The organism is Burkholderia pyrrocinia (assembly GCF_003330765.1).
Taxonomy (GTDB): Bacteria; Pseudomonadota; Gammaproteobacteria; order Burkholderiales; family Burkholderiaceae; genus Burkholderia; species Burkholderia pyrrocinia_B.
Genome location: NZ_CP024902.1, coordinates 830,397 through 856,000, shown reverse-complemented (window position 1 = coordinate 856,000; position 25,604 = coordinate 830,397). Strand labels below are relative to the sequence as shown.

Below are 25,604 nucleotides of genomic sequence, written 5' to 3'. Positions count from 1 at the left end.
TCGTTAGTTCAGTCCGCATCGGCTACAGCCTGAAGCCGTTTTTCTCGTTCTCGAGCAGTTTTGAGGACGTGGGGTGGTAACTCAGTTGGTTAGAGTATCTGACTTTTAATCAGAGAGTCGAGGGTTCGAGTCCCTCCCACCCTACCATCTATCTTTTCGATAGTTGCAATTGAAGCCTCCCGCGTGGAGGCTTTTTTGCGTCTGCCTCGTGCCGCGCCGGGCTCGAAATTTCGACTTCCCGTTCCCGCTTGAGTACGCAAGCATCGGGCGTCCTTCCCGACTCGCCAGGTGACCGTGCCTCATCCCGGTTTCCGTTCAGACTCGAGCAGTTGCCGCAGGACAGCACCACTACCATCGTGCAGCTCGCTGTCACGGTAGAGCGTCTCTCCGCGCAATCCCCGCCTGCAAGTCAGCGCACGCTCACGTCGCGCAACACTGCACCGTATCCCGCATACAGATTGCCGTCGGGCAGCAACTGCCGCTGCGCGAGTTGCCGGTGCACGATCGGCAGGCTATGGAACGGCATCCGCGTGAACAGGTGATGTTCGATATGGAAATGAATCGCGTGCGGGCCAAACAGGAACGTCTGCCACGAACGCCGGACGATCGTGCGCGCGTTGCGGCTCTGGTCCACGCAAGCCGGCAGCCCCGCGTGCTCGAAGATCGCGCGCACCTGCCCGGCGAGCGGCAACAGCGTGACGGACGGCACGATCCACAACGCGACGTACAGCAGAGGATGTCCGGCCAGCGCGAGCGCGCCGAACAGCGAGCCGTTGCCGGCCAGCATCGACGCGACTTCCCACGCGGCATACGCACGCGATTTTTCGACCTTCGGCAACGCATGCGCAAACTGGCCGCGCGCGAGCTTCACGACACTCGTCACGTAACCGATCCCGCACGCGTACGCGAGCAGGCGGCCGATCAGCCGCCCGCGCGTCACCGGATAGTCGTGAACGCCGAACAGCAGCGCAACGGGATCGTCTGACTGCATCGGTGCGCGATGGTGCTTCAGATGGCCTGCACGATACGTGCGCAGCGACAACCACAGCGGGCCGGCCGCGAACAGCTGGCCCAGCGCGTCATTGACGCGCCGGTTCCGCGCCAGCAACCCGTGCGCGCCTTCATGCATCATGACCGCGAGCGCAAGCTGGCTGCGCGCGATCATGATCGCGGCGAACGCGTACACGAGCGGATGCGCAAACGCGATCGCAATCGCGAACGCCACGGCAATCACCAGCCAGTCACCTGCCAGCGCCGCGCCGACGCGCGATGCGTTCACACGGAACAGCGCGGGATCGGGCACGAACTGCGCGAGCTTGGCGCTCGTCCCGGCATGATGAACACGGGCATCCGTCACGCGAGCCTCCTGCGCAGCGAACGCCGTTCGACCCACCGCGCACTGACCATCGCGAGTGCCACGCCGCCCAGCACGTCGGCGACCGTATGCTGCTTGAGCGTCAGCGTCGACGTACAGATCAGCAGGCCGATCGCTGTCGCCACGATCCGGCGCCGGTCCGCCAGCATCCGGCAGGCGAGACATGTCACCGCGACATGCAGGCTCGGAAAGCCGTTGGCCGCGAGATCGAGCTGCCACATGCGCGCGAGCCGATGCCGCACGAAAGCATTGCCGATCTCCGCGACGTCGGGCCGCGGCACGGCTTCCGGAAACATCAGGAAAGCGGCGACACCGAGCACGAACGCGATCAGCACGGCCGCCTTGAACGCGACGAACGCGGGCGGCCGTGCATAGGCGGCAAGCATAATCACGAACGGAAAGAAGGCGACATAGACGAACCACGACCATGCGATGAACGGAATCCGCGCATCGATCGCCGTGGCGAAGACGTAGCGCGGCGTGACGCCGCGCTCCAGCAGAAAGAAGATCGCGAGACCCGCGGCCATGCCGAACGTCGCGGCCAGCATCTGCCGGATATCGGGCCGGCGATCGTCACGAAACGACAACGTGTTCATCGCGGCGCCGGCGCCTCGCATCGGGTATCCGCATCGGCCGTCCGCGCATACGGACGCAGCGCGAGGATACGCGACGTCCATGCATCCACACGCGCACGCGCATGCTCGCGGCCGGCGATCGTTCCCGCCGGCGTACCCGGGTTGCGCATCAGGTCGGTTGCGGCCTGCCCGACTTCCTGCCGGAACGCGGCCGCATCGCCGCGCCACGTGACGACACGGTGCACGAGTTGCAGCCGCGCCGCGCGCGCGGCGTTGCTCGCCTGCTCGGGCTGATCGGTCAGCACGAGCAGGATCGGGCGGCGATATACGCGCGCGATCGACAACGCAGCCATTCCGGGCGCCGATACGATCAACGGCGCATGCGCGGCGTGCGTCGCCCAGTCGGCATCGACGCCGGTCCAGCCGTCGTACCCGGCATAGCCCTCGCCCACGCGATGCGCGGCAAGCCCGGCGTCGCGCATGCCGGCCGACAACGCATCGGCGAGCGCGACATCGCGAAAGTGCGGATTCAGATAAACGGCCGCAACAGCCGGTTTCGAAGCCGGCAGTTCGGCGACGACCGGCACCGGCGTCGGCAACCGGCAATGCCGGTGCGATCGCTGCGCATCATCGGCGCCGTCGTACGCAAAATCGTGCTCGATGCAGCACCGCGCCGAATCGATTTGCCAGTCGACGATCCGCGCGAAAGCACGCGCCAGTAGGCGCGGCAGCCGCGCATCGAAATTCGCGGTCAACGCGCGGCGCAGGCTGCCGCCATACACGTGAACGACGCGGTGCCGCCAGCCCGGCATCACGCCCATGAACAGCAGCGCCGGATGAAACGAGTCGTTGATCACGAGATCGGCATCGCGGACGATCGCACGCAGCCGCGCGATGTCGCGCAGCATGCGCGTCGGCCTGAACACGTAGTGCGCGACATTGCGATCGGTCGCGTCGCGCAACATGTTCTGCCGTTCGTCGAACTGCACCGCGTAGTGACGGGACAGCACGGCCGCCTCGATGCCGAACGCGGACAGGAATGCCTGCCCCGCATCGGACGTCGTCAGCACGTCGACCTGCGCGCCGGCCGTGCGCAACCCATGCACGAGCAGTTGTGCGCGCATCAGGTGGCCGCGCGCGTCGGCCGTCGCGAGATAGACGATCCGCTGCATCATGCGCGCAGACGAAGCGACTGAAGCCATCCGGCCACGTACATCGCCAGCGCGCCCGTCACGCCGAAGCCGGCTTCGATCGCGCGAATCTCGTCCAGCAACGCGGCGAGATGTGCGGCCTCGGACGGCGCAACGAGACGGCGCAGCGTGTCCGAGCAAAGCCGGACGTGCCGTGTCTCGTCGGCGAGCACGCGCGCAAGCAACGGATACAGCGGATGCGCGTCGCCGATCGTCGCGCAGTGGCGCGCGAGCACGCGCATCGCCATCTGTTCCGCGCACAGGCCTGTCGCATAGGCCGGCACGAGCACGCCTTGCACGAAATGCGGCGCATAGCGCTGCGCGAGCCGGCGCCATCGCATGATCTTGCGCCGGCTCAGCCAGTCGGGCTCGTGCGGCTTCGTCGACGGCGCCACGCCGCGCATGCGCAGCGCATCGGCAAACGCCGCCGCGTGGCGGCGCTCGTCCGCGAGATGCTGCTCGATCCGCGGCGCGAGCCAGTCAGGCGGCTGTCCGGCCCAGTCCTCGTGCAACGCGCACTCGGTCGCTTCTTCGCCGATCAGGTACATGCGCAGCATCCAGCGCTCGCCATGCATGCTGCGATGAAGCTGCCGGATCGCCGCCCGCTTGATGCGATCGACGAGAGTCGCGCGTGCCCGCGCCGCGCCGCGCAGCACAGGTGCATCGAGACAGTCGAAGCGCTCGCCGTGCGCCGGCTGCGGCGACGCAGGCAGTTCGCCGGTCGCGGTCATGCCGGCAGGCCCCGTGCGGACGCGGATTTCGTCGCGGATGCCGCAGCAGCGGCCGGATCCCAACGCCAGCCGAGGATCAGGCCGACGAAGCTTTCCTGCATGAACGCATGCGCGGATGCGGCCGCGCCCGCAAATGCCTCCTCGTGGCCGTTCACACGCAGATAGCCATTGCCGTCGCGCGCGCCGAATTCGATCCGGTCGTCTTTCCGGAAGCCGCGCTCGTGCACGTCCTTCAAGAGCGGGCTGCCGTCGAGGCCGAACAGGAACAGCTCGCGCTGCGCAACCCACAGCGGAATGTGATTGCTCAGCGCGTCGAAACGAATCGACCACGTGCCGGACGCCAGCGCACGATCGACGTCGGCATCGCGCGGCGCGTTCGACGTGAAGCTCGCGCGCGCGACCGACTTCGTCAGGCCGCCGACGCCGAGCGCAATCGTGATGTCGTCCGCGGACGGCTGCTTCGGATCGGTTGCGCTCACCTTCACGAGATGCCGCGCGAGCCGCGATGCAAGCGACGGATGCGCGAACAGCGCAAGCGTTTCATCCGGCGTGAGCACGTCGCGCTCGCCGTCGCCCTCCTTCACGCGCACGCGGTAAGGATCGATCCGGACATCGGTGAACTTGCCGCGCACGGGCGCATGGACGTACACGTCACGGTCCCATTTCGCGCCGTCGCGACGCAACAGCACGTGCACGCTCAACGGCACGCGCCGGCCGTCGCCGTCGACGCCCGTGCCCTGCAGCAGCACATCGCCGAGCACGTCCTTCGTGCGGCGCGTCACATCGCTCGAAAAGACAATCACGCGCGCGTCGGTATCGACGCTCGCGTGAACGTCGGGCGCATCGAGCGCGACGCGATTGCAGTCCGTCACGGCCGCGTTCGCGAACGGGCAGCCGCTTTGCGACGCGAAGTGGTAGATCCCGCGCCCCGCGTGATCGACTGGTGCGGCATGGGCGCCGGCGCCGGCGGCAAACAGGGCGAGGCAGGCAACACGGGTGGCGAATGAGGGCATGGTCGTCGTCGGGATGGATGCAGGGTGTCGGCGTGTCGTGGCGGCGCCGCGATGCGCGGCGCCGTTTCAATGACGGTGATAGGACAGCGCTTCGAGATCGCGCCGGGCCGACGCGCGTCCCGCGAGCCCGAAACCGCGCGCGAGCGCGCCGAGCGTATCGACGGCGGACGCGGCGATCGTGACGCCGACGGCGGCGAGATAGCGGATCGCGCCAAGCTGCGGCAGTTGTTGGCGATTGAGCGCGCGCAGGCTGTAGCCGAGCCGCATCGCCATCACGCAGAACGGGCCGAGCGGGCCGCTTCGGCCGAGCCACTGCCATTGGCGCGGCAGATACGCGCTCACGAGATACGGCGTCAGCCCGACGCTGTCCTCGCCGCGCATCCAGCGCAGCTTCAGCGATTCGCGATGCGTGTCCGGCAGCCGATGCTCGGTGTGCGCGTCGGGCGCGAACTCGACCGCCACGCCGGCGGCCTGCATCCTCAGCCCCATCACCTGGCAATGCGCACGATAGACGCCGTCGAGCGGTTCGTACCGGAATTGCGCGAACACATCGCGCCGGAACGCGACGTTGTTCGCGTAGAAATTGCGCGTCGCGCCGTCGCGCAGCGGGCTCGGGAAATACATGAAATCGATCGACGTCAGCGCGATGCCGAGCACGTTCGGCGCATAGCTGGTCCGCCCCGCCACCGCGACGGGCGCATCGCCCGCGTCGCGCGCGAACGGCGCGAGCAGGTGCTCGAGCCAGTCGTCGGCCGGCCGGCAATCGGCATCGCCAAACACGACGATGTCGCAGCGGGCCGCGTCGACGCGATCGAATCCGTCGTTCTTCGCATCGTAGTAGCCGGTGCTCGCGCCGATCTCGACGAAGTCGATCGGGCGGCCGGCCAGCGCGGCGATCTGCGCGCACGCATCGACAGGCAGGCCGTCGTGCGTGATGATCCATTGCGCGAGTGCCGCCGGCGGCACGGTCTGCTTCGATAGCGCCGACACGACGCGCTTCAGGCTGTCGACGGCCTGCGCAAGGCCGGCACCGCCGCGCAGGTTGTTCGTCTCCAGCACGAGCGCGGCCTGCGCCGCCATGGAACGGGCAGCCGCGCGCGTGCGCGGTGCGGCTTCTGTGAAGTCTGGCATCCGGACTATCTCCATCGTCACGCACACCGGCATGGATGAAACGAATGGGCGGGGAGCCCGCGGCGCACCGGCGAATGCGGGTCGCCCACGGCTGTCGTCACGAAACGGGCAGCCCTGCGGGCGCCCGCTTCGCTTGCCGTCACTCCTGGACGGACGACGCGGAATCGGCGTCGATAAAGCGCGGCTTCGCGCTCTGCAGGTCGCGCGTGTTCTTCTGCACGGCCACCGCGCCGAACAGCGCGAGCACGAACGACATCGCGTAGAAGCCCTTCTCGCTCAATTGCAGCGTCGCGTTGAAGAGGCCGACGACCAGCAGCGCGATCGACAGCAGCAGCGCGATCCAGCTGAGGCCGTAGTAGATGCCCGTGACGGGAATGCCTTCCGCGCGGTCGCGGACGCTCTTCTGCAGCGAGATCGCCGCATAGAGGCCGAACACCAGCACGGTGAAGTAGTAGCCCTTCTCGTTGAGCTGCATGGTCGCGTTCCAGAGACCGATCAGGAATGCCGCGAAACCGGCGAGCAGCGCGGCCCACGACGCGGCCACGAACGCGAACGACGGCTGCTGGATGGTGGTCTGGTTCATTGCTTTGCCCTCTCTTTCTTGTTGTTCGGAATCGTTTTCGTTGAACTGCGTTTCGCGCATGGTAGCAGCTTTGGCGCGCGCCAAGACGGCCGCACTTGCAGTCTTACATTTCGCGCTGCGCGCGCCGCCAGCGCCCCGGCGTCGTGCCGAGCACCGCGCGAAACGCCTTGCCGAAGGCCGCCTCGGACTGATAGCCGACCGCCTGCCCGATCTCCGCCTGCCCGCGCTGCGTGTCCTGCAGCAGCGCGCACGCGTGCATCATCCGGATCTGTGCAACGAACGCGCCGACGCTCATCCCGGCCTTCTCGCGGAAATGCCGCGCATAGGTCGCGCGCGACATCGCGGATGCGTCGCCGAGCGACTCGACCGTCCACGGTTGCTGCGGCGCCTGCAGCACGGCCTGGACCGACGGGCCGAGCCGCGCATCGGCTGCGAGCGCGAGCCAGCCGGACGGCACGCGCGCGCCGCGGCCATAAGCACGCAACGCATACGCGAGCAGCGCCTGTCCGAGCGCGTTCACGATCGCGCCGGCGCCTGGCTGCACATTCGATGCCTCGGTGCGCAGCACGCTCGTCAGCAGTTGCAGCGGCGCAAACCCCGATGCCTCGCGCAACCCGACATGCAGCACATGCGGCAGCGTGCGCATCAGCAGTTCACCCGCGCCGCGCGCGTAGACGAACCGGCCGCAGAGCAGGTCCACGCTCGCGTCGCCCGGTTCGGCCGGATCGAGATTCGACTTGACCGGCAGCACCGCGCCGCCGGTGCCGGTGCCCGGTTCGCGCAGCGGCGCGACGGGCCGCGACCGGCCAGCCCCCGCATCGAGCAGGTCGTGCGCACCACCCGCGGGCAGCAGCACGAAATCGCCATCGGCGAGCTGCAGCGTGCGCCCGTCGGCGGTATACAGCCGACACGTTCCGGCCAGCACCAGGTGGAACGCCGCCTCGCCGGGCGGCAGCGGGTCGTGCGGCATCGCGAACGGCCCGTCGAGCAGGCAGCGCACGTCGAGCTCGACATGGCTGCGCCCCAGCGACAGCAGTTGACTCAATGCATCCATGAGACGATCGCGCTAAAAATTGACACTCTAGCGTATCGAAACCCTCAGCGCGAACGATCAGAATAGCCCTGCATCGCCCGAGATCGCGGCGCCCGCCGCCCTCCTCACCTCTTCTCGAAAGGACGCATCATGCTGAACTGGAACGAATACCGGAAGGAACTCTCGACGCGCATCGGCGACATCGCCAAGCTGTCGCCCGATACGCTGGCCGGCTACAAGGCGCTGTCCGGCGCCGGCGCCAAGACGGGCCATCTCGACGCGAAGACGCGCGAGCTGATCGCGCTCGCGGTGGCCGTCACGACGCGCTGCGACGGCTGTATCGCCGTTCACACCGCCGAAGCGGCCAAGCATGGCGCGACCAGGGAGGAAGTGGCGGAAGCACTCGGCGTTGCGATTGCGTTGAATGCGGGCGCGGCGCTCGTCTATTCGGCGCGCGTGATGGACGCGCTCGGCGACTGAGCGTGACGGCCGCGGCGCTGCCGCAGCGTGCCGCCTCGCTGCGTGGCGCCCGGCCGCATGGCCGGGCGGTCGCGGATCGCGCGTACGGGCGCGCAACGCGATGTATGAAGATTGGACAGCATGCCCGCGCGAATGACCGGCCCGGCGCGCCCGTACGCGAACGCGAACGCGGTACGAAGTCGGCTACCATGCGCGAACGATCCATCGTAAAGGAGCGCTCCATGTGCCGCTGGCTCGCCTATACGGGTAATCCGATCCATCTCGAGACCGTGCTGTTCCGCGCGAAGCATTCGCTGATCGACCAGAGCCTGCATTCGGAGCTGGGCGCCACGACCACCAACGGCGACGGCTTCGGCATCGGCTGGTACGGGCACCCCGACGAACTCCCGTTCCGCTACCGCTCCGTGCATCCCGCGTGGAACGACCGCAACCTGCGCGAAGCCGCGCGCGCGATCCGCTCGCGGATGTTCATCGCGCATATTCGCGCGGCGACCGACACGCCCGTGCAGGAAACCAACTGTCATCCGTTCCGCCACGGCCGCTGGCTGTTCGCGCACAACGGGCTGATCCGCGACTTCCACAAGCTGCGCCGCGACCTGACGATGACGGTCGATCCCGCGCTATTCCCGACGCTCGAAGGCTCGACCGATTCCGAACTGATGTTCCGCCTCGCGCTGACGTACGGCCTCGAGCAGACGCCGCTGCCGGCGCTCGAGCGGATGGTCGGCGTGGTCGAGGAAACCGCCGCGCGGCATCGCGTGGCCGACCCGCTCAACATGACGATCTGCGCGACCGACGGCGAACGGATCATCGCGGTGCGCTACTCGAGCGAACGGCAATCGCGTTCGCTGTTCCACAGCACGTCGTTCAAGCACCTGCACGCGCTGTATCCGCATAACCCGCGCATCGCCGAAGCCGGCGACGACGCGTTCATGGTCGTGTCCGAGCCGCTCGTCGACCTGCGTGGTGCGTGGGAGGAAGTGCCGGAGAGCATGGCGATCGTCGCGCATGGAGCGGACGTGCAGCAGCGGCCGTTTAGTCCGCGGCGGAAGTAACGCGCTGCGGCCCTAGCGACATCAAGCGCGTGCTGGTGTCAAACACTTCAATGGGAAATAAGACCAGCGGGGCCCCAGCTATGTCATAGCGTGCGCCCCAGTACCGCCGTAGAAGTCGGAAGGAAGGCGAACTGGCGATACGCCCGGAATTCGGTGCCATCTCAAGCACCGGCAACTTTTCAATCGGCAACCGCAATTGTCTCAACTACCCTCGCCGAGTGAACATAAGAAGACGATTCTTCATTCCTGGTAACACTCCAAAGTAAACCAGCTCTGGATGGTACCGGTGGGGGCAGCACAACGACGAAAGCAAAGTAGCCGAGCTTCCGCGTATTCTTCTGAATATAAAGTTAATAGTCTTTCGATTCCATGCCGATCTCCCGACTTAATACCATGGTCGGCATCCAAGCAACGATAGACACGACAAGGTCTCGCACTACGTCGCAGTAGCGAATTTCGTCATTCCTCTAATAAATCTGCCGCGGGCCGTTCGAGTCGCGCGTCGACCCATGGCTCGGCCTCTCATAGAGAAGCGCTACAAGCCCACCAGGACGGCCGGAAGGCGAAAATTCTACTCGACTTCGTTTCAACTCAGTCACGCCATTTATTTCAAATTATTACAACCGACAGACAGCTCTTTTATTTCGAATCGTTACAGCCGACAGGAAACTATTACCGAACGGACTCCTCCCCACATCACGGCTGTCGCGTGCGTGCGTCGCCTTTATTCCTGACTCAAATAATCAAGTTACAAATCCTGAAAAGCACGTTACAATTTCCCGACAAGCGAATCCGAACCACAATAAAGTAGCTCTGCAGTTGTCGGCACATCAAATCCGAGATGACTCAAGATTTCAAAAACCCTCTCCCCGTCACACAGACGGGCAGTCAATCCGTGCTTTCCAGCCTGAAGCAGGATCGAGCCTTTGTGGTGTGGCTTACTGGCGTCTCCGGCTCCGGTAAATCGACGCTGGCGAATCTACTGAAGGAACAACTCGATGCCCGCGGACTTCGAACGTATTTGCTGGATGGCGACCAGCTACGCGAAGGGTTGAACCAGGACCTGGGATTTAGCGACGCAGACCGCCACGAGAATATTCGTCGGACTGCCGAGGTAGCACGGCTGATGGTGGATGCAGGACTCGTCGTCATCGCTGCACTGATCTCACCATTTCAGGAGGCGCGTGCCAAAGCTCGTGCGCGCTTTGCACCGGGAATGTTTATCGAGGTCTTTGTCGACGTTGCATTGGATGTAGCGGAAGCCCGCGACCCAAAGGGGCTGTATGCGTTGGCAAGGCAGGGGGCCATTCGGCAGTTTACCGGCATCGAATCCGCCTATGAGAGGCCCGTGCGCCCCGAGGTGCATGTCCGGACGGTCGAAGCAAGTCCGCTGGAATGCGTGGACGAGATCATTCGAAAATTGCCACTGGACGGCTAACACCGGCACGGCCAACGGTTCACCCGTTATCCCACAAATTTCGGCACGCTATTTTGACGAGCGGCGATTGTACTCGCTGCTCTACGTCACGCATGTTCCATGCAACTACATGACCCGCGGATCGCGGAAGCGGGCAACGACTCCGTCATGGGAAGTTCCAGAAGACATGGCGATCGTCGCGCACGGGTCGGATATTCAGCAGCGGGACGCGCGGCCTGAAGCACAAGCAGGTCCGGAAATCGTTCGCACTGTCAGCTGCGGCGCGAGAACCGCATCCGGATCGAATCGAGTTCGGCGGGCAACCGGCGCGAACGGGCACGCGGCCGCGGCAGCGCGGTGAACCCGAGCCGTTCATAGAGCGCGCGGGCGCGCACGTTGCGGGTCAGCACGTCGAGCACGATGTCGCGGCTGCCGTCGGCCGGCAATGCGCCGGCGTCCAGCGCGTCGCGGAACAGCGCGCTGAAGATGCCCGTACCGCGCTGACGCTCGTCGGTCGCGCAATGCGCGACGAGGATCTGCGAGCGCTTCGGCGCCGGGATTTCCGTTTCGAGGATCAGCCCGCGCAGCAACTGGCCGATCGTGCGGCGCACGCCGAAGAAGCGCGTCAGCGCCCACACGACATGTACGTCGTCGAACATCGTCCGCTGCCCGTCGTGAATCGCCATCACGGCGAGCACGGCGCCGTCGGCGGCGACCGCGACGCGATGCCGGCGCCACGAGAAGCGGCCATGACGCGACCGGAACGCCTGTTGCAGGAAAGCGATGCAGCGCGCGTCGCTTTCACCGAGAAAGAATCCGAATTCGGCAACGCCGGACGCAAACACGAGGTGCGCGCACGACGACGCGTCGTCCGCGCCGGCCGCGCGACACCGCGCGGGCTCGCCGGCGCGCGGGACCGCTTGCGCGAACGCGGCGGCCAGCGTCATGCGGTACGTCCCGCGAGTCGCGACAACACGGCAACCGTCCGGCTGATCTGCTCCGGCTCATGCGTCGAGCAAATAAAGAAGCGCAACCGCGCAGCCTTTTCCTCGACGGCCGGATAAAAGATCGGCTGCACGTTGATCCCTTCGTCGAACATCGCATTCGCCCACTGCGCGGCCTTCAGCGAACTCCCCGTGATCACCGGCACGACAGCATACCCGGCACTCGTGCCCGTATTCAGCCCGGCGGCACGCGCCTCGGTCAGGAACTGTCGCCCGCGCGCCTGCAGTTGCGCGACGCGCTCCGGCTCGGCCTGCAGGCGCTCGAGCGCGGCCAGCGACGCTTCGGCGAGCGTCGGCGCCAGCCCGACGCTGTAAAGGAAACCCGGCGCCAGATGACGCAGCATGTCGACCAGCGGCTGACAGCCGGCGATGAAACCGCCGCAGCCGGCCAGCGTCTTGCTCATCGTGCCCATCCACATGTCGACCTGGTCGGGCGAGACGCCGCCATGCTCGCGGATGCCTTTGCCGGTCGCGCCGAGCACGCCGAGCGAATGCGCCTCGTCGACCAGCAGGAAGGCGCCGTGGCGCGTCTTCACGTCGACGAAGCGCTGCAGGTCGGGGAAATCGCCGTCCATGCTGTACAGCCCTTCGATCGCGATCAGCACGTGCCGGTATTCGCGGCGCACGCGCGACAGCAGTTCGTCGAGCGCCTGCCAGTCGTTATGCGCGAAGCTCAGCCGCTTCGCACCGCTCAGCTGCGCGCCCTGCACGATGCTGTTGTGCGCGAGCGCATCGTGGACGACCAGATCGCCGGGCCCGAACAGCGCGCCGATCACGGTCACGTTCGTCGCATGGCCGCTCACGAACGCAACACAGTCGTCGGTCTCGTAGAACGCGGCCAGCGCGCGCTCGAGGTCGCGCTGCACCGGCCGCTCGCCCGCGACCATCCGGCTCGCGGACGCCGACGTGCCATAACGGTCGATCGCGGCTTTCGCGCGCGCGGACACCGCCGGATCGCCGGCAAGGCCGAGGTAGTTGTAGTTCGCGAAGTTCAGGTATTCGCGGCCGCCGATCTGCGTCGTCGCACCGGCGACGCCGTCGTGCACGCGGAAAAACGGCGAGTCGACGCGCAGCTTCTCGCCCATCTCGCGCATGATCCGAACCTGCTGATACTGCGGCATCGATTCGAAGCGGCTGCGCGCCGACGCGGTCTGCGCTGCCGGCGTGCCGGGCACGCCGGGCGCCGCGGCGGCATCGGTCGCACGCTCCAGTTGCCGTTTCAGCGCTTTCGCCGCCAGTTGCTGGCGAAGATGCTCTCCCAGTGCCATTGCTTCCTTCGATTTATCTCGAAAAGGCGCTATGTTACGCCGCGTATTTTTAAAAAGCGTGGTTTCAGGTCTCGGAAAACTCGGCCCACTGCCACGCTTCGGCATCGGCCAGCAGTGCATCGACCAGCCGGAAATTCATCTCGTGGCTCGGCCGCAACGCGCTCACGCGCGCCAGCAGCGGCGCGCCGGCCAGCGCGAGATCGCCGACCAGGTCGAGCACGCGGTGCCGGACGAACTCCTCCGGCAGCCGCATCCCGCCCAGCACGCGATTGCCGACGATGGACGCGGTGCACGACGGCCGCGCGCCGCGCAGGATCGGCACCCCACGCAGATAGCCGGCGACGATCGCCGGCACGGCCCACTTCACGCGCCCGTACGAGCGCGACGGCGCGATTTCGGTCGCGAATGCGGCCGGCGTCAGCGCGCCATCCCAATGCATGTCGCCGAAACCACGCAGGTCGTTGCGCACGCTCAGTTCGTAACGCAGCGCCGGCTCGATCCGCATTTCGCGCCGCTGGTCGCCGTCGCCGTCCGTGACGACGACGGGCCGCAGCACGCGGATGAAGCGCTTCGGCGCATCGAGCGCGACGCGGCCGCACGCGCGAATCGCGTCCACCCAGGGCGTTGCGCTGCCGTCGAGAATCGGCACTTCCTCCGCATCGAGCTCGACGATCGCGTGATCGATCTCGCACGCGAGCAGCGCAGCAAGCAGATGCTCGACCGTGCGAACGCCGACGCCGTCGGCATTGCGCAGCATCGTGCAAAGCGGCTGCGCGCGACGCAGCGCGGGATCGACCGGCAGCGTCGCGAGCGTGCGCCCCTGCGCGATGCGACGGAACGCGATGCCCGTCACGCCGTCTTCCGGACGCGCGGGCAGGATCCGCACGCCCACCCGGCGCCCCGTGTGCAGCCCGTGACCGTCGATCGTCAGCGGGCGTGCCAGCGTGCCCTGGCACGTCGCCCAGCCGGTCGGCGCGCTCACCGGGTAACCTCCAGCGTCGGCGACGCGTGACTCGCAACGGGTACCGGTCGGGCATCGAGCATCGCGCGCGCTTCGCCGTCGATCGCATGCTTCGCGGCGAGCGCCGCGACCGCCTCGTGCGCAGCATCGGTCGCGGAACCGGCATCGGCATCGGCCGACGCGCCGATCGAATCGACGATGCGCGCGGCCAGCGTCGTCACGGACGCGCCCTCGGCGATCGCCATCACCGACAGCTTGACCTCGAACGCTTCCTCGACCGCGAGGCCGAGTTCCATCCCCATCAGCGAATCCATGCCCATGTCGAGCACCGACTTGTCGAGCGCGATGCGATCGGGCGTCATATGCAGAATCCGCGCGATCTGCGCCTGCAGTGTCCGGGCCACCAGCGCGATCGCTTCGTCGCGCGGCAACGCGAGCACCTCTTCCCGCAATTGCGTGCCGCCGTCGCGCGCATCGCCGCCCTTCGCATGCGATTGCAGCAGCGAATACCGGCGCGCCTTCGCGGCAGGCATCCCGCGCGCCACGGCGTGCCAGTCGAGCCGCACCACGGCTTCGCCGGCCGCGCCCGCGACCAGCGCCCGCTCGAGCGCGACCAGCGCCTCGTCGGACGTGATCGACGCACCGCCGATCCGCGACTGCAACGCCTCGCGCGTATCCGCATGGCGCGCGAGGAAGCCGACGTCCTCGAGCGGCCCCCAGGCCATGAACGTGCCGGGCAATCCTGCCGCGCGGCGATGTTCGACGAGCGCTTCGAGGAAGCTGTTGGCCGCGACGTAGTTCGATTGCCCCGGATTGCCGAGATAGGTCGTCGCCGACGAATAGACCACGAACAGGTCGAGCGGCAGCGCGTGCGTCGCGCGATGCAGGTTCCACGCGCCGGCCACCTTCGGTGCGAGCACCGCGGCCATGCGCGCATCGTCGAGATTGCGCACGAGGCCGTCGTCGATCGACATCGCGGAATGCAGGACGCCCTTGAGCGGGATGTCGCGCCGAACGATCGCGGCAATCATCGCATCGACCGCCGCCGCGTCGGTCACATCGCACGACACGACGTCGACGATGACGCCAAGCGTCTCGCGCCAGCGCTCGACTTCCTCGCGCGCCGCGGCGGCGAGTTCGCCGGACCGGCTCGCAAGGGTCAGCCTGCGTGCGCCGCGCTCGACCATCCAGCGCGCGCTCGCGAAGCCGAGCCCGCCTGTGCCGCCGACCACCAGGTACACGCCATGCGGATCGAGCGCGAGCGAACCCGCGCTCGTAACCCCGCGTGTCGGGGCCGGCGTGCCGGACGGATAGGTCACGAGCACCTTGCCGATCTGGCGCGCCTGCTGCATGTAGCGGAACGCATCCTCGGCGCGGTCGGCGGGAAACGCGCGATACGGCAGCGGATGCAGCACGCCTGCTGCGAACAGCGCCATCACTTCGCCGAACAGGCGTGCCGTCAGCTCCGGCAGCGCGCCCATCAACTGGTCGGCATCGATGCCGAAATAGCTGATGTTGTTGCGGAACGGCCTGAGCCCGATATGGCTGTTTTCGTAGAAATCGCGCTTGCCGAGTTCGAGGAAACGGCCGAACGGACGCAGCGTGTCGATGCTGCGCACCATGGCCTCGCCGGCCAGCGAATTCAGCACGATGTCGATGCCCTGGCCATTCGTCATCGCGCGAATCTCGTCCGCGAACGCAAGGCTGCGCGAATCGAGCACGTGGTCGGCGCCGAGCAGGCGCACGAACTCGCGCTTCTCGTCGCTGCCGGCCGTCGCGAACACTTCCGCGCCGAAGTGGCGCGCAAGCTGGATCGCGGCGATCCCGACGCCGCCCGCACCACCATGCACGAGCACGCGCTCGCCGCGGCGCAGCCGCGCAAGTTCGACGAGCGCGTAATACGCGGTGAAGAACGTGGTCGGCACGGTCGCCGCTTCCTCGAACGACAGGCGCTCGGGCTTCAACGCGATCGCTTGCGCGCGCGTCCTGACGCGCGTCGCGAACGACGCCGGCGCGAACCCGAGCACCGCGTCGCCCGGCGCGAATTCCGTCACGGCGCTGCCCACCCGGACGACGCGGCCGGACAACTCCATGCCGATCGTCGCGCCCGCGAAGCCGGTCTCGACCGCTTCATCGGACAGCAGCCCCATCGCATACATCACGTCGCGGAAATTGAGGCCGGTTGCAACGGGCCCGATTTCCACCTCGTCCGCGCCCAGCGCGCTTTCGGGCAACGCAAACCATTCGAGATTGCGCAACGAGCCCGGCGCATCGAACGCGAGCACGGCCGCGCGCGCGATCGCGCCATCGTTGCGGGCCGCGGCCTGGGCGGCCGTCAGCATGCGCGGCACCAGCCGCCCGTGTGCGCTCAGGACGACTTCTTCCTCGACCGCCGCGCCGGTCAGCTCGCGAATCAGCGCGTCGGGTATCCGGTCCGCCGCGCGATCGACGTCGATCAGGCGGCACGCGAGTTCGGGATGCTCGTTCGCCAGCACGCGACCGAGGCCCCACAGCGTCGCCTGTTCCGGATGCGCATGTGCGGCCCCCGCGAATGGCGCGCCGCCACACGTGACGACGGTCAGCCGCGTGGCCGCGTTCGGCTGCGCGCCGAGCGCGCGGACGAGCGCCGCAAGGGCGATCACGCCGTTACGCTGCGCGGCCATCAGGCCGTCTCCCGTTGCCGATTCGGCCAGCGGCGTTTCCGGCGCGCAGAACACGACATGCGCCGGCTGCCCGGCCGGCAACGACGCGATCGCATCGGCCGCGTGCGTGATGTCCACGATATCGGCCGGATAGCCCGCGTGCGCCAGCGCATTGGCCAGCCGCCCGCCGAAACCGCCGACGGCATCCGGCGCGTGCATCACGAGCCATTGCTCGCTGCGTGCAAGCGTATCGAGATCGCTTTGGTCGTTGCCGCTTTGCGCGGCAACGACACTCGCGGAGTTGCGCGCGATGACGAACGTCGGCGTGCCGTCCAGATCGAGCGACTGCTCGACGTGCCGGACGACGTCGACGTATCCCGCGCGCTCGAGCGCCGCCTCGAGATCCGCCGGCGCCAGCGGCACTGGCGCATCGGTTTCTGTCGACGATGCCTGCGGGCCGAACACGATGTCGGAGAAGCGGCCGCGACGCGACTCGGCAAGCAGCAGCAATCCGCCCGGCGCCAACCATGACCGGATCGCGCTCAACGCATCGGCCAGGTCGTGACGGCCGCTCAACGCCCGATTCGCAACGATCAGGTCGTAGGGCCCGGCTTCGTCGGCCGACAACGACAGCCGCTCGCCCGACTGCAGCGCAACCGTGCGCACCGCCGATTCCGCATCCGCGTCGAACCCGGCCAGTTGGCCGGCCGTCGCGGCGATCGTGTGATCGCAGCGCGCGGCCGCGAGATGCATGCCGAGTGTCTGCAGCACGTCGCCGTCCGTCGCGCCCAGTTCGAGCACGCGCAACCGGCGCGCCGGGCGCCATGCGTCGACCGCCTGCTCGACGCTCGCCGTCAGCAGCGCATGCACGTGCTGCCAGGTCGGCGACGCGGCAAGGAGCTGCTCGACCAGGCTGTGCCCGGTCGGCGACAGCAAACGTGCGCCATCCTTCGCGCCGCTCAGCACCTCGGGCAACGCCGCGCCGCAATGCGCGAGCAGCGTCAGCTCGGCCACGTGCCCCGGCGATTCGGCCAGCAGCCCGCGCCACAGCTCGTCGAGCGGCGGCAACGCCGCGCACGCCGCGTCGTCGCGCACAAGACGATCGCCATCGCGATGGGCAAGACCGTCCTCGACGAGCATGTCGGCAAGACGTGCGGCCAGCGCCGCTCGCCCGGGCGAAGGCTGCCACGTGCCGGCGAATGCGTCGAGCGCATCGAATGCGCGGAGCACGTAGAGGCTCGCCAGCACGTCGAGCAGCGGCAGAATTTCGGTCAGATGCTGCGTACGGCGGCCGTCGTGTTCGGCAGCATCGAGCCGCTCGACGGCTTGCGCGAGCAGCGCGTCGGGCGCCGGCAAACCGGCTGCGTCGACGTCGTTCGGCAGCGGCACCTCTTCGAGGCGGTAGACGAAGCGCGCGGGCGGGTTGTGCCGACGGCCGACAAGATCGACGCGCCGGAACCGGCAGCCGCCGAGCCGCGCGACGATGGCCCCCTGCGCGTCGAGGAATTCGAAATGCGCGACGATCGAATGCGGGCTGCGCCGGTCGATCCGCGCGAGTACCCGTTCGACCGTGTCGCCGCGCAGATAGTCGACCCGGCCGATCTGCACCGGCACGTAAGCCGGATGCTCGCCGTCGCGCGCGTGCGCCGCAAGCAACGCGAACAGCGGATGAAACCCGCTGTCCATCAGCGCCGGATGCAGCAGATAGGCGGACAGTGCCCGAGCGTCGCCGCATGCGGCTGGCGCGGCGACGTCGGCCAGCGCCGCGCCGTCGTCCGCGGCGACCCGCACGGTGCGGACCCAGCGGAACGCCGGCCCGTAGCCGAGGCCGATGGCCGCCGTGTTCGCGTACAGCGTATCGCCGTCAGCGGCCGGCCGCGCGAGCAGGCGATCGAGCATGTCGGACGGCACGACGCTCGCGGCGCCAAGCGCGTTGCCGCTTTCCAGCATCCGCCCCGTCACGTTCAGCGTCCATGCGCCGTCGGACATCCGGTCGCGCGTCTCGATCGTGAAGGTCGCGGTGCGCGGCTCGATCACGAGCCGGAACAGCTTCGCCTGCTGCGGCTGGAATACGACTGGCGTGCGAATCTCGACGTTTTCGAGTGCCGCATCCGGCGTAGCGAAGAAGGTACGCGCCGCGGCGAGCGCCATTTCCACGTATCCCGCCCCCGGGAACGCCACGCCGCCATCGACGACGTGATCGGCCAGCATCGGCAGCTTTGCCGGATCGAGCTGGTTTTCCCATGCGAACGCGTGTTCGTGCAGGCGATAGCCGAGCAGCGGATGCTCGCGGCTGCGGTTGACGAGGCCGTAGCCTTCGACGGTCGGCGTCAGCCAATAGCGGTCGCGCTGCCACGGATAGGACGGCAATGCCGCACGCGACGTGCCCGGCGCAAAGCGGTCGGGATCAACGCTCGCACCGTGCGCGATCGCCGCGAGAATCGCTTGCCGCAGCGTCGCCTCGCTGCCGTGATCGCGCTTGAGCGTCGGCAGCGCCACGCCGGTCGCGCCGGCGGCCGCGAACGCCTGCTTGACGTACGTGCGCAGGATCGAATGCGGCGAGACCTCGACGAACAGCCGGACGCCCTGCTCGATCAGATGCGCGATGCCGTCGCCGAAGCGCACGGGTTCGCGGATATTGCGCCACCAGTAGCGGGCATCGAGCTCGCTGCCGGCGAGCGCGCCGCCGGTCACGGTCGACACGAACGCGCCGTTGCCCGATTGCGGCCGCAGGCTGGCCAGTTCGGCCAGCACGACCGGTTCGATGCGGTCCATGTGGCTGCTGTGGAACGCATAGTCGAGATCCAGCATCTGGAAGAACTTGCCGCCGCCGCGCAGCGCAGCCTCCAGTGCCTGCAATCCCTGCAGTTCGCCCGCGAGCGTCACCGCCTCGGGGCTGTTGATGCCGGCGATCTCGACGCGTCGAGCCAGCCCGTGGCGCGCGATCAGTTCGCGCGCCGCCGCCTCGCCGATGCCGACGGCCGCCATTCGGCCGCTGCCGCGCGTCATTGCCTGCGCGCGGCTGCGAATCTTGATCACGCGAACCGCGTCGGCGAGCGACAGCGCGCCCGTCACCCATGCCGCGGCAATTTCGCCGACGCTATGGCCGATCGCCGCGTCGTAACGCATGCCGCGCGCGTCGATCACGCGGATCATGCCGATCTGTATCGCGAACAGCAGCGGTTGCGCGTTCTCCGTCGCGGCCAGCCATTCGGCGCCCGCGCCGGCCAGCCATTCCGCGCTCGGGCCGCCACGCATCACGTCGACGAGCGACGGGCTGCCGTCGGCACACCACAGTGCGTCGACTTCGTCGAGCGCCGCACGGAAGACAGCGTTCTCAGCATAGAGTTCGTTGCCCATTCCAACCCACTGGCAACCGTTGCCCGAGAAGACGAGCGCGGTGCGCAGTGCGTCGGCGGGCGCGTGGCCGGTCGCCACGCAGGCCGGCAAGCCTTCCGGCGCCGGCTGCGCCAGCGCTGCAAGCGCTGCGCGGCCTTCGGCCACATCGGCCGGCGCGACAATCGCGCGATGCTCGAGCCACTGGCGGCGACGTGCGGCCGCGGCGGCAAGCGCCTGCCAGTCGCCGCCGTTTTCGAGTGCCGCCAGATAGCGGCCTGCGAGCGCGCCGAGTGCGTTCGCGCTACGCGCAGTCAGGACGAGCGGGGATGGTGCTTGGGACGGTGCCGCCGCTGTCGTAGCCGCGTCCGTTGCAACCGCCGTCGGCGCCTCGGTCAGCACGACGTGTGCGTTCGTTCCACCGAAGCCGAACGAGTTGATGCCGACCGTCAGCGGCGCGTCGCCCGCGTCGAGCGGCATGTAGCGATCAACAATGCGCAGACGGCCGCCGTCGAAATCGATGCCCGGATTCGGCGTGACGAAATGCAGCGAGCGCGGCACCGCGCGATGCTTCAGGCACAGCACGGCTTTCAGCAGGCCGGCCATGCCGGACGCCGTTTCGAGATGGCCGATATTGGTCTTCACCGAACCGATGAGCAGCGGGCGATTCGCCGGGCGCTCGCCCGACACGACGTCGATCAGCGCGCGCGCCTCGATCGGATCGCCGACCGCTGTGCCGGTGCCATGCGCCTCGAGGTACGCAAGCGACTGCGGATCAATGCCTGCGCGCGCGTATACGCCGCGCAGCAGCGACGCTTGCGCGGCCGCGCCCGGCACGCTGATGCCGCCCGGCGAGTGGCCGACCGAGTTCACGCCGGAACCGGCGATCACCGCATGGATCGTGTCGCCGTCGGCGAGCGCGCGATCAAGCGGCTTGAGCAGCACGAACGCGCCGCCTTCCGAGCGGACGTAACCGTCGCCGGTCGCATCGAACGCGCGGCAACGGCCGCGCGGCGACAGCATCGACGCCTTGGAGAAACTGACGAAGCCGAACGGGTGCAGCAGCAAGTTGACGCCGCCGGCGAGCGCCGTGTCGGCTTCGCCGGACTGTAGCGCGCGCACGGCCTGATGGAGTGCGACGAGCGACGACGAGCAGGCCGTGTCGACGGACATGCTCGGGCCGCGCAGGTCGAACAGATAGGACACGCGGTTCGACGCGATGCTCAGCGTATTACCGGTCGCCGAATACGGATCGATCACGTTCAGATCGTCCATGTTGCGGTTGCCGTAGTCCATGCTGGCGGCGCCGACGAAGACGCCGCAGTTGCTGCCGCGCATATCGGCCGGGCGCACGCCTGCATCTTCGAACGCTTCCCATGCGAGTTCGAGCAGCAGGCGCTGCTGTGGGTCCATCTGGGCCGCTTCGCGCGGGGAAATGCCGAAGAACGCGGCGTCGAAGCCGGCGACGTTGTCGAGCACGCCGGCCGAGAACGTGTAGCTCTTGCCCGGTTCGCGTTTGGACGGGTGCTGGTAGAAATCGGTGCCGAAGCGATCGGCAGGGATTTCGGTGACCGCGTCGCGTTCGTCGCGCAGCAGTTGCCAGAAGTCGCCTGGGTTATTGGCGCTCCCCGGAAATCGACACGCCATCCCAATTATTGCAATCTTACTGTTCATCTTTTAAGTCGCTTTCTCGGATGCGCACGGCTCTTCCGCACGATTTCCGTCATCTTGTACCACATGCAGCAGCGCCGCCCCCAGCTCCTCGGCGGCCAAATTCCGGCATTCAGGCGCAACTGCGCCGTAATTTCGCCAAATGAAATAGTCGCTGTGTTGCGGATTAACGCCCAGCTTTTCGAACACATGAGGCAGAGCGGGAACGTGGTCGCCGTAGAAACAAACGACCGTGTCACGATTGCTGGTGCGCAGATAATCGAGCAGGTGCCCGATCATTGCGTCTGCATTTTCAATGTGCCGCAAATACGCTGTCAGGTCGCGCCAGGATGCATCCTCGCCGAGAGTATGCCTTGAAGACGATTCGCCGGGTAAAACCTGCTCGAGGTGTAGCGGGCCGTGGTTTTCCATTGTCATCGCAAATACGAAGCGCGGGCGGTCGCCGCCCGCCGCCTCAAGTTCCGCAACGATCGCCTCGGCAACTGCGGCATCTGCCACGTAAGGCCCCGCACGGGATGCCGACGCAAAGTGACGGATGTCGAGGAAACGCTTGAAGCCGACCAATGGAAATACCCGGTTCCGCCCGAAGAAATCGGCGTAATAGGGATGAATCGCGACTGTGTCGTAGCCGCAACGACCAAACCAGGATGCGAGTGAGGCGATTTTATTTTTTACAAATGCGTAAGGATAAAAACGCGCGTACCCAAGCGAAAAGGATTCCGTGCCGGTCAACACCGCGAACTCCGTTCGCATGGTGTTAGCTCCCCAGGCAGGCACCGTCATCTGACCATGCCAAACGGCCTCACGACGCGCCTCGTCAAAGTGCCTGAAGAGTTCCGGCACGACCGACTCACCGAGCCGGCGCGCATCGAAGAACGATTCGCTCTGGATCACGACCACGTCAGGGTGTCGCATCGGCTCACCGGTTGCGAACGGTCCGGCCGCCGCGACCTCACGAAACCGCCGAAACGTAGCAGGACGCAAACCGTTGAGCAGATAGGCAACGAACACGGCAAAAAAGCCGTGTCGACGTTGGTCGGCATACGGATCGAGCGTGAGCGGCACGCGTGCGGCTACGGGCACGGCAAGCACGAACGGCAGCACCACCGCGAGCCAGGCCAGCGCGCGGGAGCCAGGAAACTCGGGCCTCTCGACGACGAAGCCCGCGATCACGAGCACGATGCCGGCACCGATCGCGACGATCTTGCCGACGCTCAGGAACGGCAAGTAAAGACGGGGATGCGAAAACAACTGGCTGAAAAGGCTCAGATCGGTAAATACGAACGGCTCGCGCAGCGACTCGTACTTTGCATTGCTGACTGCGGCGATAAGACCGACGAGCGCGAGCAACACGCAGGCCGAAAAAAGCGGCCGTGACGTGACAGCGAACACCAAGTCGAATACGAAGAGTACGGAAAGAATATGAAGCGCTGACGACAGCAGTGGCCGCCGCAGCGGCGCGCGCGGGACAGCGATCGCATCGGACGCGAACGACAGTGCAACGGCGGCCGCCAGCGTCACGGCAAGACGCGCGCTCAATTGACTCGGTCCTTCGACGGCAGATAGGACAGACGATCGAGGATCGCGTCGGCGAGCGCAGCGGGCAGGATCGACAGCAAGCGCATGCCAAACGCAAGCAGCCCGGGGAATGCGATCTCGCTACGGCCTGCGTCCAACCGGCGCCGGATGTATGCGGCCGAGCGCTCGGCGCTCCAGAGGAACGGCTTGTCGCCGGGGAACACGTCGCTCATTGCCGTCTTCACGAAGCCGGGCAGGATCATCGTGACGCCGACGCCGTTTCGCGCAAGCAGCGGCCGCACCGAGTCGCCATAGGCCTTGATGGCAGACTTGCTTGCGCAATAGGCAGGCGAGATCGCCATGCCGCGCAGCGCGGCGATCGAACTGACCATGGCAACGCGGCCGCGCCTGCGGGCGCACATCCGGTCGATGACAGGCAGGACCGTATTCAGCGTGCCGTAAAGATTGGTGTCGATGACCCGCGCAGTACGCTCGAGCCCCTCCCAGTCGGAAGACGACGCAATCGTACTGGCGACGCCGGCGTTGGCGATCAGCAGGTCGATCGGGTGAAGGGAGTCGAAATCGTCAAGCCAAGCGGCAATAGCCGCCGCGTCGCACACGTCAATGGCCCCTGTCTCGACCGCAGCCCCGCGCGAGCGGCAGGCCGCCGCGGTCTCGGCGATCCGCTCGCAATCGCGACCGACGAGACCGAGCATGATGCCCGGTTGTGCATAGGCTAGCGCAAGGGCCCGGCCGAGGCCTGCACTGGCGCCCGTGATGACGATATGGCTAGGCCCGCGGCTACGCATCCACGCAATCCAAGCGGTTGACAGCGCCCTTCACCGCCATCGCAATGCCGGTATGTGTATAAAAATCACCGTTGATCTGCGTGTGATGCATCACGTAGTCGAGAAAGGCGTGATAGAGGACCATATTGGGCGGTTCGCCGTTGCTCCAGAAGTCATCCAGCCCTCCCTGCCAAGTCAGGCCGCGCATATTATATATGGCTGTACCGAGCGTCATTAATGGGCGCTCATGGTGCAAGGCAGATAAGCCGACCGTACTGTTGACCACCACGACGCCGCGCGCGAACTCCAGTAGCGTAGGCAGATGGCCGGAATCAACAAAACGCAAACGCCCGTCAATGCCGACTGCGTGCGCGAGCGACATCGCGAAGCGCCGATACTCGATCAACCCCGTGTCAAGCGGATGATTCTTGATGACCAGTGTCGTGTCTTGCGATGCGTGCTTCGCGAACGACCGGATCACCTGATCGATGGCATCCCGCACGCCGTCGAAGGGCGAATGCACGATGATCTGCGCATCGGAATTCAGTTGCAGCGGAAACAGATAGTACGGCCGTCCGCTGTCGAGCAGTTCCCGCGTGACCGCCTCTGCTTGACGGTGATGCCGGCCCCGCAACAACGCGCGCACCGCCAACCCCGTGTATTCGAACAGTCCGTTACGCGGACGATGGCTGCGATAGCACGGGAAGCGCCACGCCAGCAGTGCGTTCGCGATACGGTATGCGATGTCATGAAAGACGCGCTCGAACAGGTTGTACCCTGTTGCCACCCCGGGTTGCGCCGGAGGAATATGTCCTTGTAACTGAAGGATATTCTCGGGACCGGTCGGCATCAGCGATCGGCCGTTGACGCCGTGACGCTCGAGCGTGATCCAGTGCGGGCGGATATACCCTTCTTCGAATACGTGCAACCGAAGGCCGTGCCGCTCGGATACCCAATGCATGTGCCGGTGGATCTCGCGGCAATCGCCGAACATCAGGACATCCGTAATACCCTTCTCACGGACGAGATCCGCATACCAGGCCGGGAGATCGGAAGTCCTCCCTCGATAATTGATGACCTTCCCCCTCCGGCCGTACAGCCAGTCGCCGCCGCAGAAATTGACACGGCATACCGCGTGACCACGGGCGGAGAGCGCCTCGGACAACCGACTGAAAAACAGGGAAGCCGTGCCTTGCAGCACAAGAAAAGAGCGAGGCATCGAAATATCAACCAACCGGGCATCCCGGGGGAATCGCCCTCATTCATCGAATCGGGCTTTGGAATTGGTATTCATCGCGCAGGGATTGCTCGCGATTCGCAAGGCCGCCGAATATAGCATTCCAAACTGAGCATCCACAAGGCAGCAGCCGAAATATGTGGCGCATTACAACGTCCCGGTTGAGATGCCTTCCGCCATGCCCGACCAGTACCCGGTACGCTCCCTCGGCGCACCACCGCGTGCCCGCTCCTCCCGGCGCACGGGGTACGGCGCTCACAACCGCCCGGGTCACCTCACAACTTCATCCACGCAGAGTCCGGCTCCGCCTGCTTTTATTGGCGGCATACTCTTCAAATCAGACAATTGATCAAAATAATTTTGCACATCCTCAATTGCCGACAGCGTCCACATGCAATGCAAACGACAACGAATCGCCCGCCAGCAGAGCTGGCGATTACACCGGACCTGTACACTAATGCGGATTAGTCACAATCTTTCTGTTATGCGTAGCAGCGTCACGGCGAATTGACACGCCCTTCGAACGCCGCCGCACAATAGAACACAAAAGTGTCAGCTACGAGTGATATCGTGCACCCAACGCAGCTATAATTCGC

18 protein-coding genes and 1 tRNA gene are annotated in these 25,604 nt (G+C 66.5%); 4 read left to right on the top strand and 15 right to left on the bottom strand.

The window, feature by feature from the left end; all coding sequences use genetic code 11:
• The first annotated feature begins 70 nt into the window (after positions 1-70).
• Positions 71-147, top strand: a tRNA-Lys gene (locus tag CUJ89_RS04005).
• Between the two features lie 262 nt (positions 148-409).
• On the opposite strand, the gene CUJ89_RS04000 is transcribed toward CUJ89_RS04005, so the two are convergent.
• From CUJ89_RS04000 to CUJ89_RS03965, 8 genes are all read right to left on the bottom strand, one after another.
• Positions 410-1,357 carry a fatty acid desaturase family protein gene (locus CUJ89_RS04000; protein WP_114176227.1) on the bottom strand — a complete coding sequence of 316 codons (948 nt, stop codon included), beginning with the start codon at positions 1,355-1,357 and terminating at the stop codon, positions 410-412.
• Positions 1,354-1,992 (bottom strand): phosphatase PAP2 family protein, encoded by a 639-nt coding sequence (locus tag CUJ89_RS03995; protein WP_236654917.1) that lies wholly within the window; start codon positions 1,990-1,992, stop codon positions 1,354-1,356. The genes CUJ89_RS04000 and CUJ89_RS03995 overlap by 4 nt, the downstream gene beginning before the upstream one ends.
• Positions 1,968-3,125 (bottom strand): hypothetical protein, encoded by a 1,158-nt coding sequence (locus CUJ89_RS03990; RefSeq protein WP_114176226.1) that lies wholly within the window; start codon positions 3,123-3,125, stop codon positions 1,968-1,970. Before CUJ89_RS03990 ends, CUJ89_RS03995 begins: the two co-directional genes overlap by 25 nt.
• Positions 3,122-3,871, bottom strand: coding sequence for a hypothetical protein (locus CUJ89_RS03985; protein ID WP_114176225.1), 750 nt, complete (start codon positions 3,869-3,871; stop codon positions 3,122-3,124). The genes CUJ89_RS03990 and CUJ89_RS03985 overlap by 4 nt, the downstream gene beginning before the upstream one ends.
• Positions 3,868-4,884 carry a hypothetical protein gene (locus tag CUJ89_RS03980; RefSeq protein ID WP_114176224.1) on the bottom strand — a complete coding sequence of 339 codons (1,017 nt, stop codon included), beginning with the start codon at positions 4,882-4,884 and terminating at the stop codon, positions 3,868-3,870. The genes CUJ89_RS03985 and CUJ89_RS03980 overlap by 4 nt, the downstream gene beginning before the upstream one ends.
• Positions 4,885-4,950: 66 nt before the next feature.
• Entirely contained in the window at positions 4,951-6,015 is a 1,065-nt protein-coding gene (locus tag CUJ89_RS03975; RefSeq protein WP_114176223.1) for a glycosyltransferase, read from the bottom strand.
• Positions 6,016-6,154: 139 nt separating this feature from the next.
• Positions 6,155-6,598 (bottom strand): inner membrane protein YiaA, encoded by a 444-nt coding sequence (yiaA, locus tag CUJ89_RS03970; protein WP_114176222.1) that lies wholly within the window; start codon positions 6,596-6,598, stop codon positions 6,155-6,157.
• Between the two features lie 103 nt (positions 6,599-6,701).
• Complete coding sequence (locus tag CUJ89_RS03965; protein WP_114176221.1) at positions 6,702-7,652, bottom strand: cupin domain-containing protein; 951 nt, start codon at positions 7,650-7,652, stop codon at positions 6,702-6,704.
• Positions 7,653-7,781: 129 nt separating this feature from the next.
• Between CUJ89_RS03965 and CUJ89_RS03960 the strand changes: the two genes are divergently transcribed.
• The 3 genes from CUJ89_RS03960 to cysC all read left to right on the top strand — a co-directional run bounded on the left by CUJ89_RS03960 (position 7,782) and on the right by cysC (position 10,604).
• Complete coding sequence (locus tag CUJ89_RS03960) at positions 7,782-8,111, top strand: carboxymuconolactone decarboxylase family protein (RefSeq protein WP_114176220.1); 330 nt, start codon at positions 7,782-7,784, stop codon at positions 8,109-8,111.
• 221 nt (positions 8,112-8,332) lie between these two features.
• Complete coding sequence (locus tag CUJ89_RS03955) at positions 8,333-9,166, top strand: class II glutamine amidotransferase (protein ID WP_114178479.1); 834 nt, start codon at positions 8,333-8,335, stop codon at positions 9,164-9,166.
• Between the two features lie 841 nt (positions 9,167-10,007).
• On the top strand, positions 10,008-10,604 hold the full coding sequence (cysC, locus tag CUJ89_RS03950; protein WP_114176219.1) for an adenylyl-sulfate kinase: 597 nt from the start codon (positions 10,008-10,010) through the stop codon (positions 10,602-10,604).
• Positions 10,605-10,855: 251 nt separating this feature from the next.
• On the opposite strand, the gene CUJ89_RS03945 is transcribed toward cysC, so the two are convergent.
• From CUJ89_RS03945 to CUJ89_RS03915, 7 genes are all read right to left on the bottom strand, one after another.
• Positions 10,856-11,530, bottom strand: a complete 675-nt coding sequence (locus CUJ89_RS03945; RefSeq protein WP_114176218.1) for a GNAT family N-acetyltransferase — start codon at positions 11,528-11,530, stop codon at positions 10,856-10,858.
• On the bottom strand, positions 11,527-12,855 hold the full coding sequence (locus CUJ89_RS03940) for an aminotransferase class I/II-fold pyridoxal phosphate-dependent enzyme (RefSeq protein ID WP_114176217.1): 1,329 nt from the start codon (positions 12,853-12,855) through the stop codon (positions 11,527-11,529). Before CUJ89_RS03940 ends, CUJ89_RS03945 begins: the two co-directional genes overlap by 4 nt.
• 64 nt (positions 12,856-12,919) lie before the next feature.
• Positions 12,920-13,837, bottom strand: a complete 918-nt coding sequence (locus tag CUJ89_RS03935; protein ID WP_114176216.1) for a UDP-3-O-acyl N-acetylglycosamine deacetylase — start codon at positions 13,835-13,837, stop codon at positions 12,920-12,922.
• Entirely contained in the window at positions 13,834-21,468 is a 7,635-nt protein-coding gene (locus tag CUJ89_RS03930; protein ID WP_114176215.1) for a type I polyketide synthase, read from the bottom strand. The genes CUJ89_RS03935 and CUJ89_RS03930 overlap by 4 nt, the downstream gene beginning before the upstream one ends.
• A 3-nt stretch (positions 21,469-21,471) precedes the next feature.
• A complete protein-coding gene (locus CUJ89_RS03925) occupies positions 21,472-23,004 on the bottom strand; it encodes an LTA synthase family protein (protein WP_114176214.1) in 1,533 nt (510 codons plus the stop codon).
• Positions 23,001-23,792 (bottom strand): SDR family NAD(P)-dependent oxidoreductase, encoded by a 792-nt coding sequence (locus tag CUJ89_RS03920; protein ID WP_114176213.1) that lies wholly within the window; start codon positions 23,790-23,792, stop codon positions 23,001-23,003. The genes CUJ89_RS03925 and CUJ89_RS03920 overlap by 4 nt, the downstream gene beginning before the upstream one ends.
• Positions 23,785-24,990 carry a capsule biosynthesis protein gene (locus CUJ89_RS03915; RefSeq protein WP_114176212.1) on the bottom strand — a complete coding sequence of 402 codons (1,206 nt, stop codon included), beginning with the start codon at positions 24,988-24,990 and terminating at the stop codon, positions 23,785-23,787. The genes CUJ89_RS03920 and CUJ89_RS03915 overlap by 8 nt, the downstream gene beginning before the upstream one ends.
• Positions 24,991-25,604: the final 614 nt, after the last annotated feature.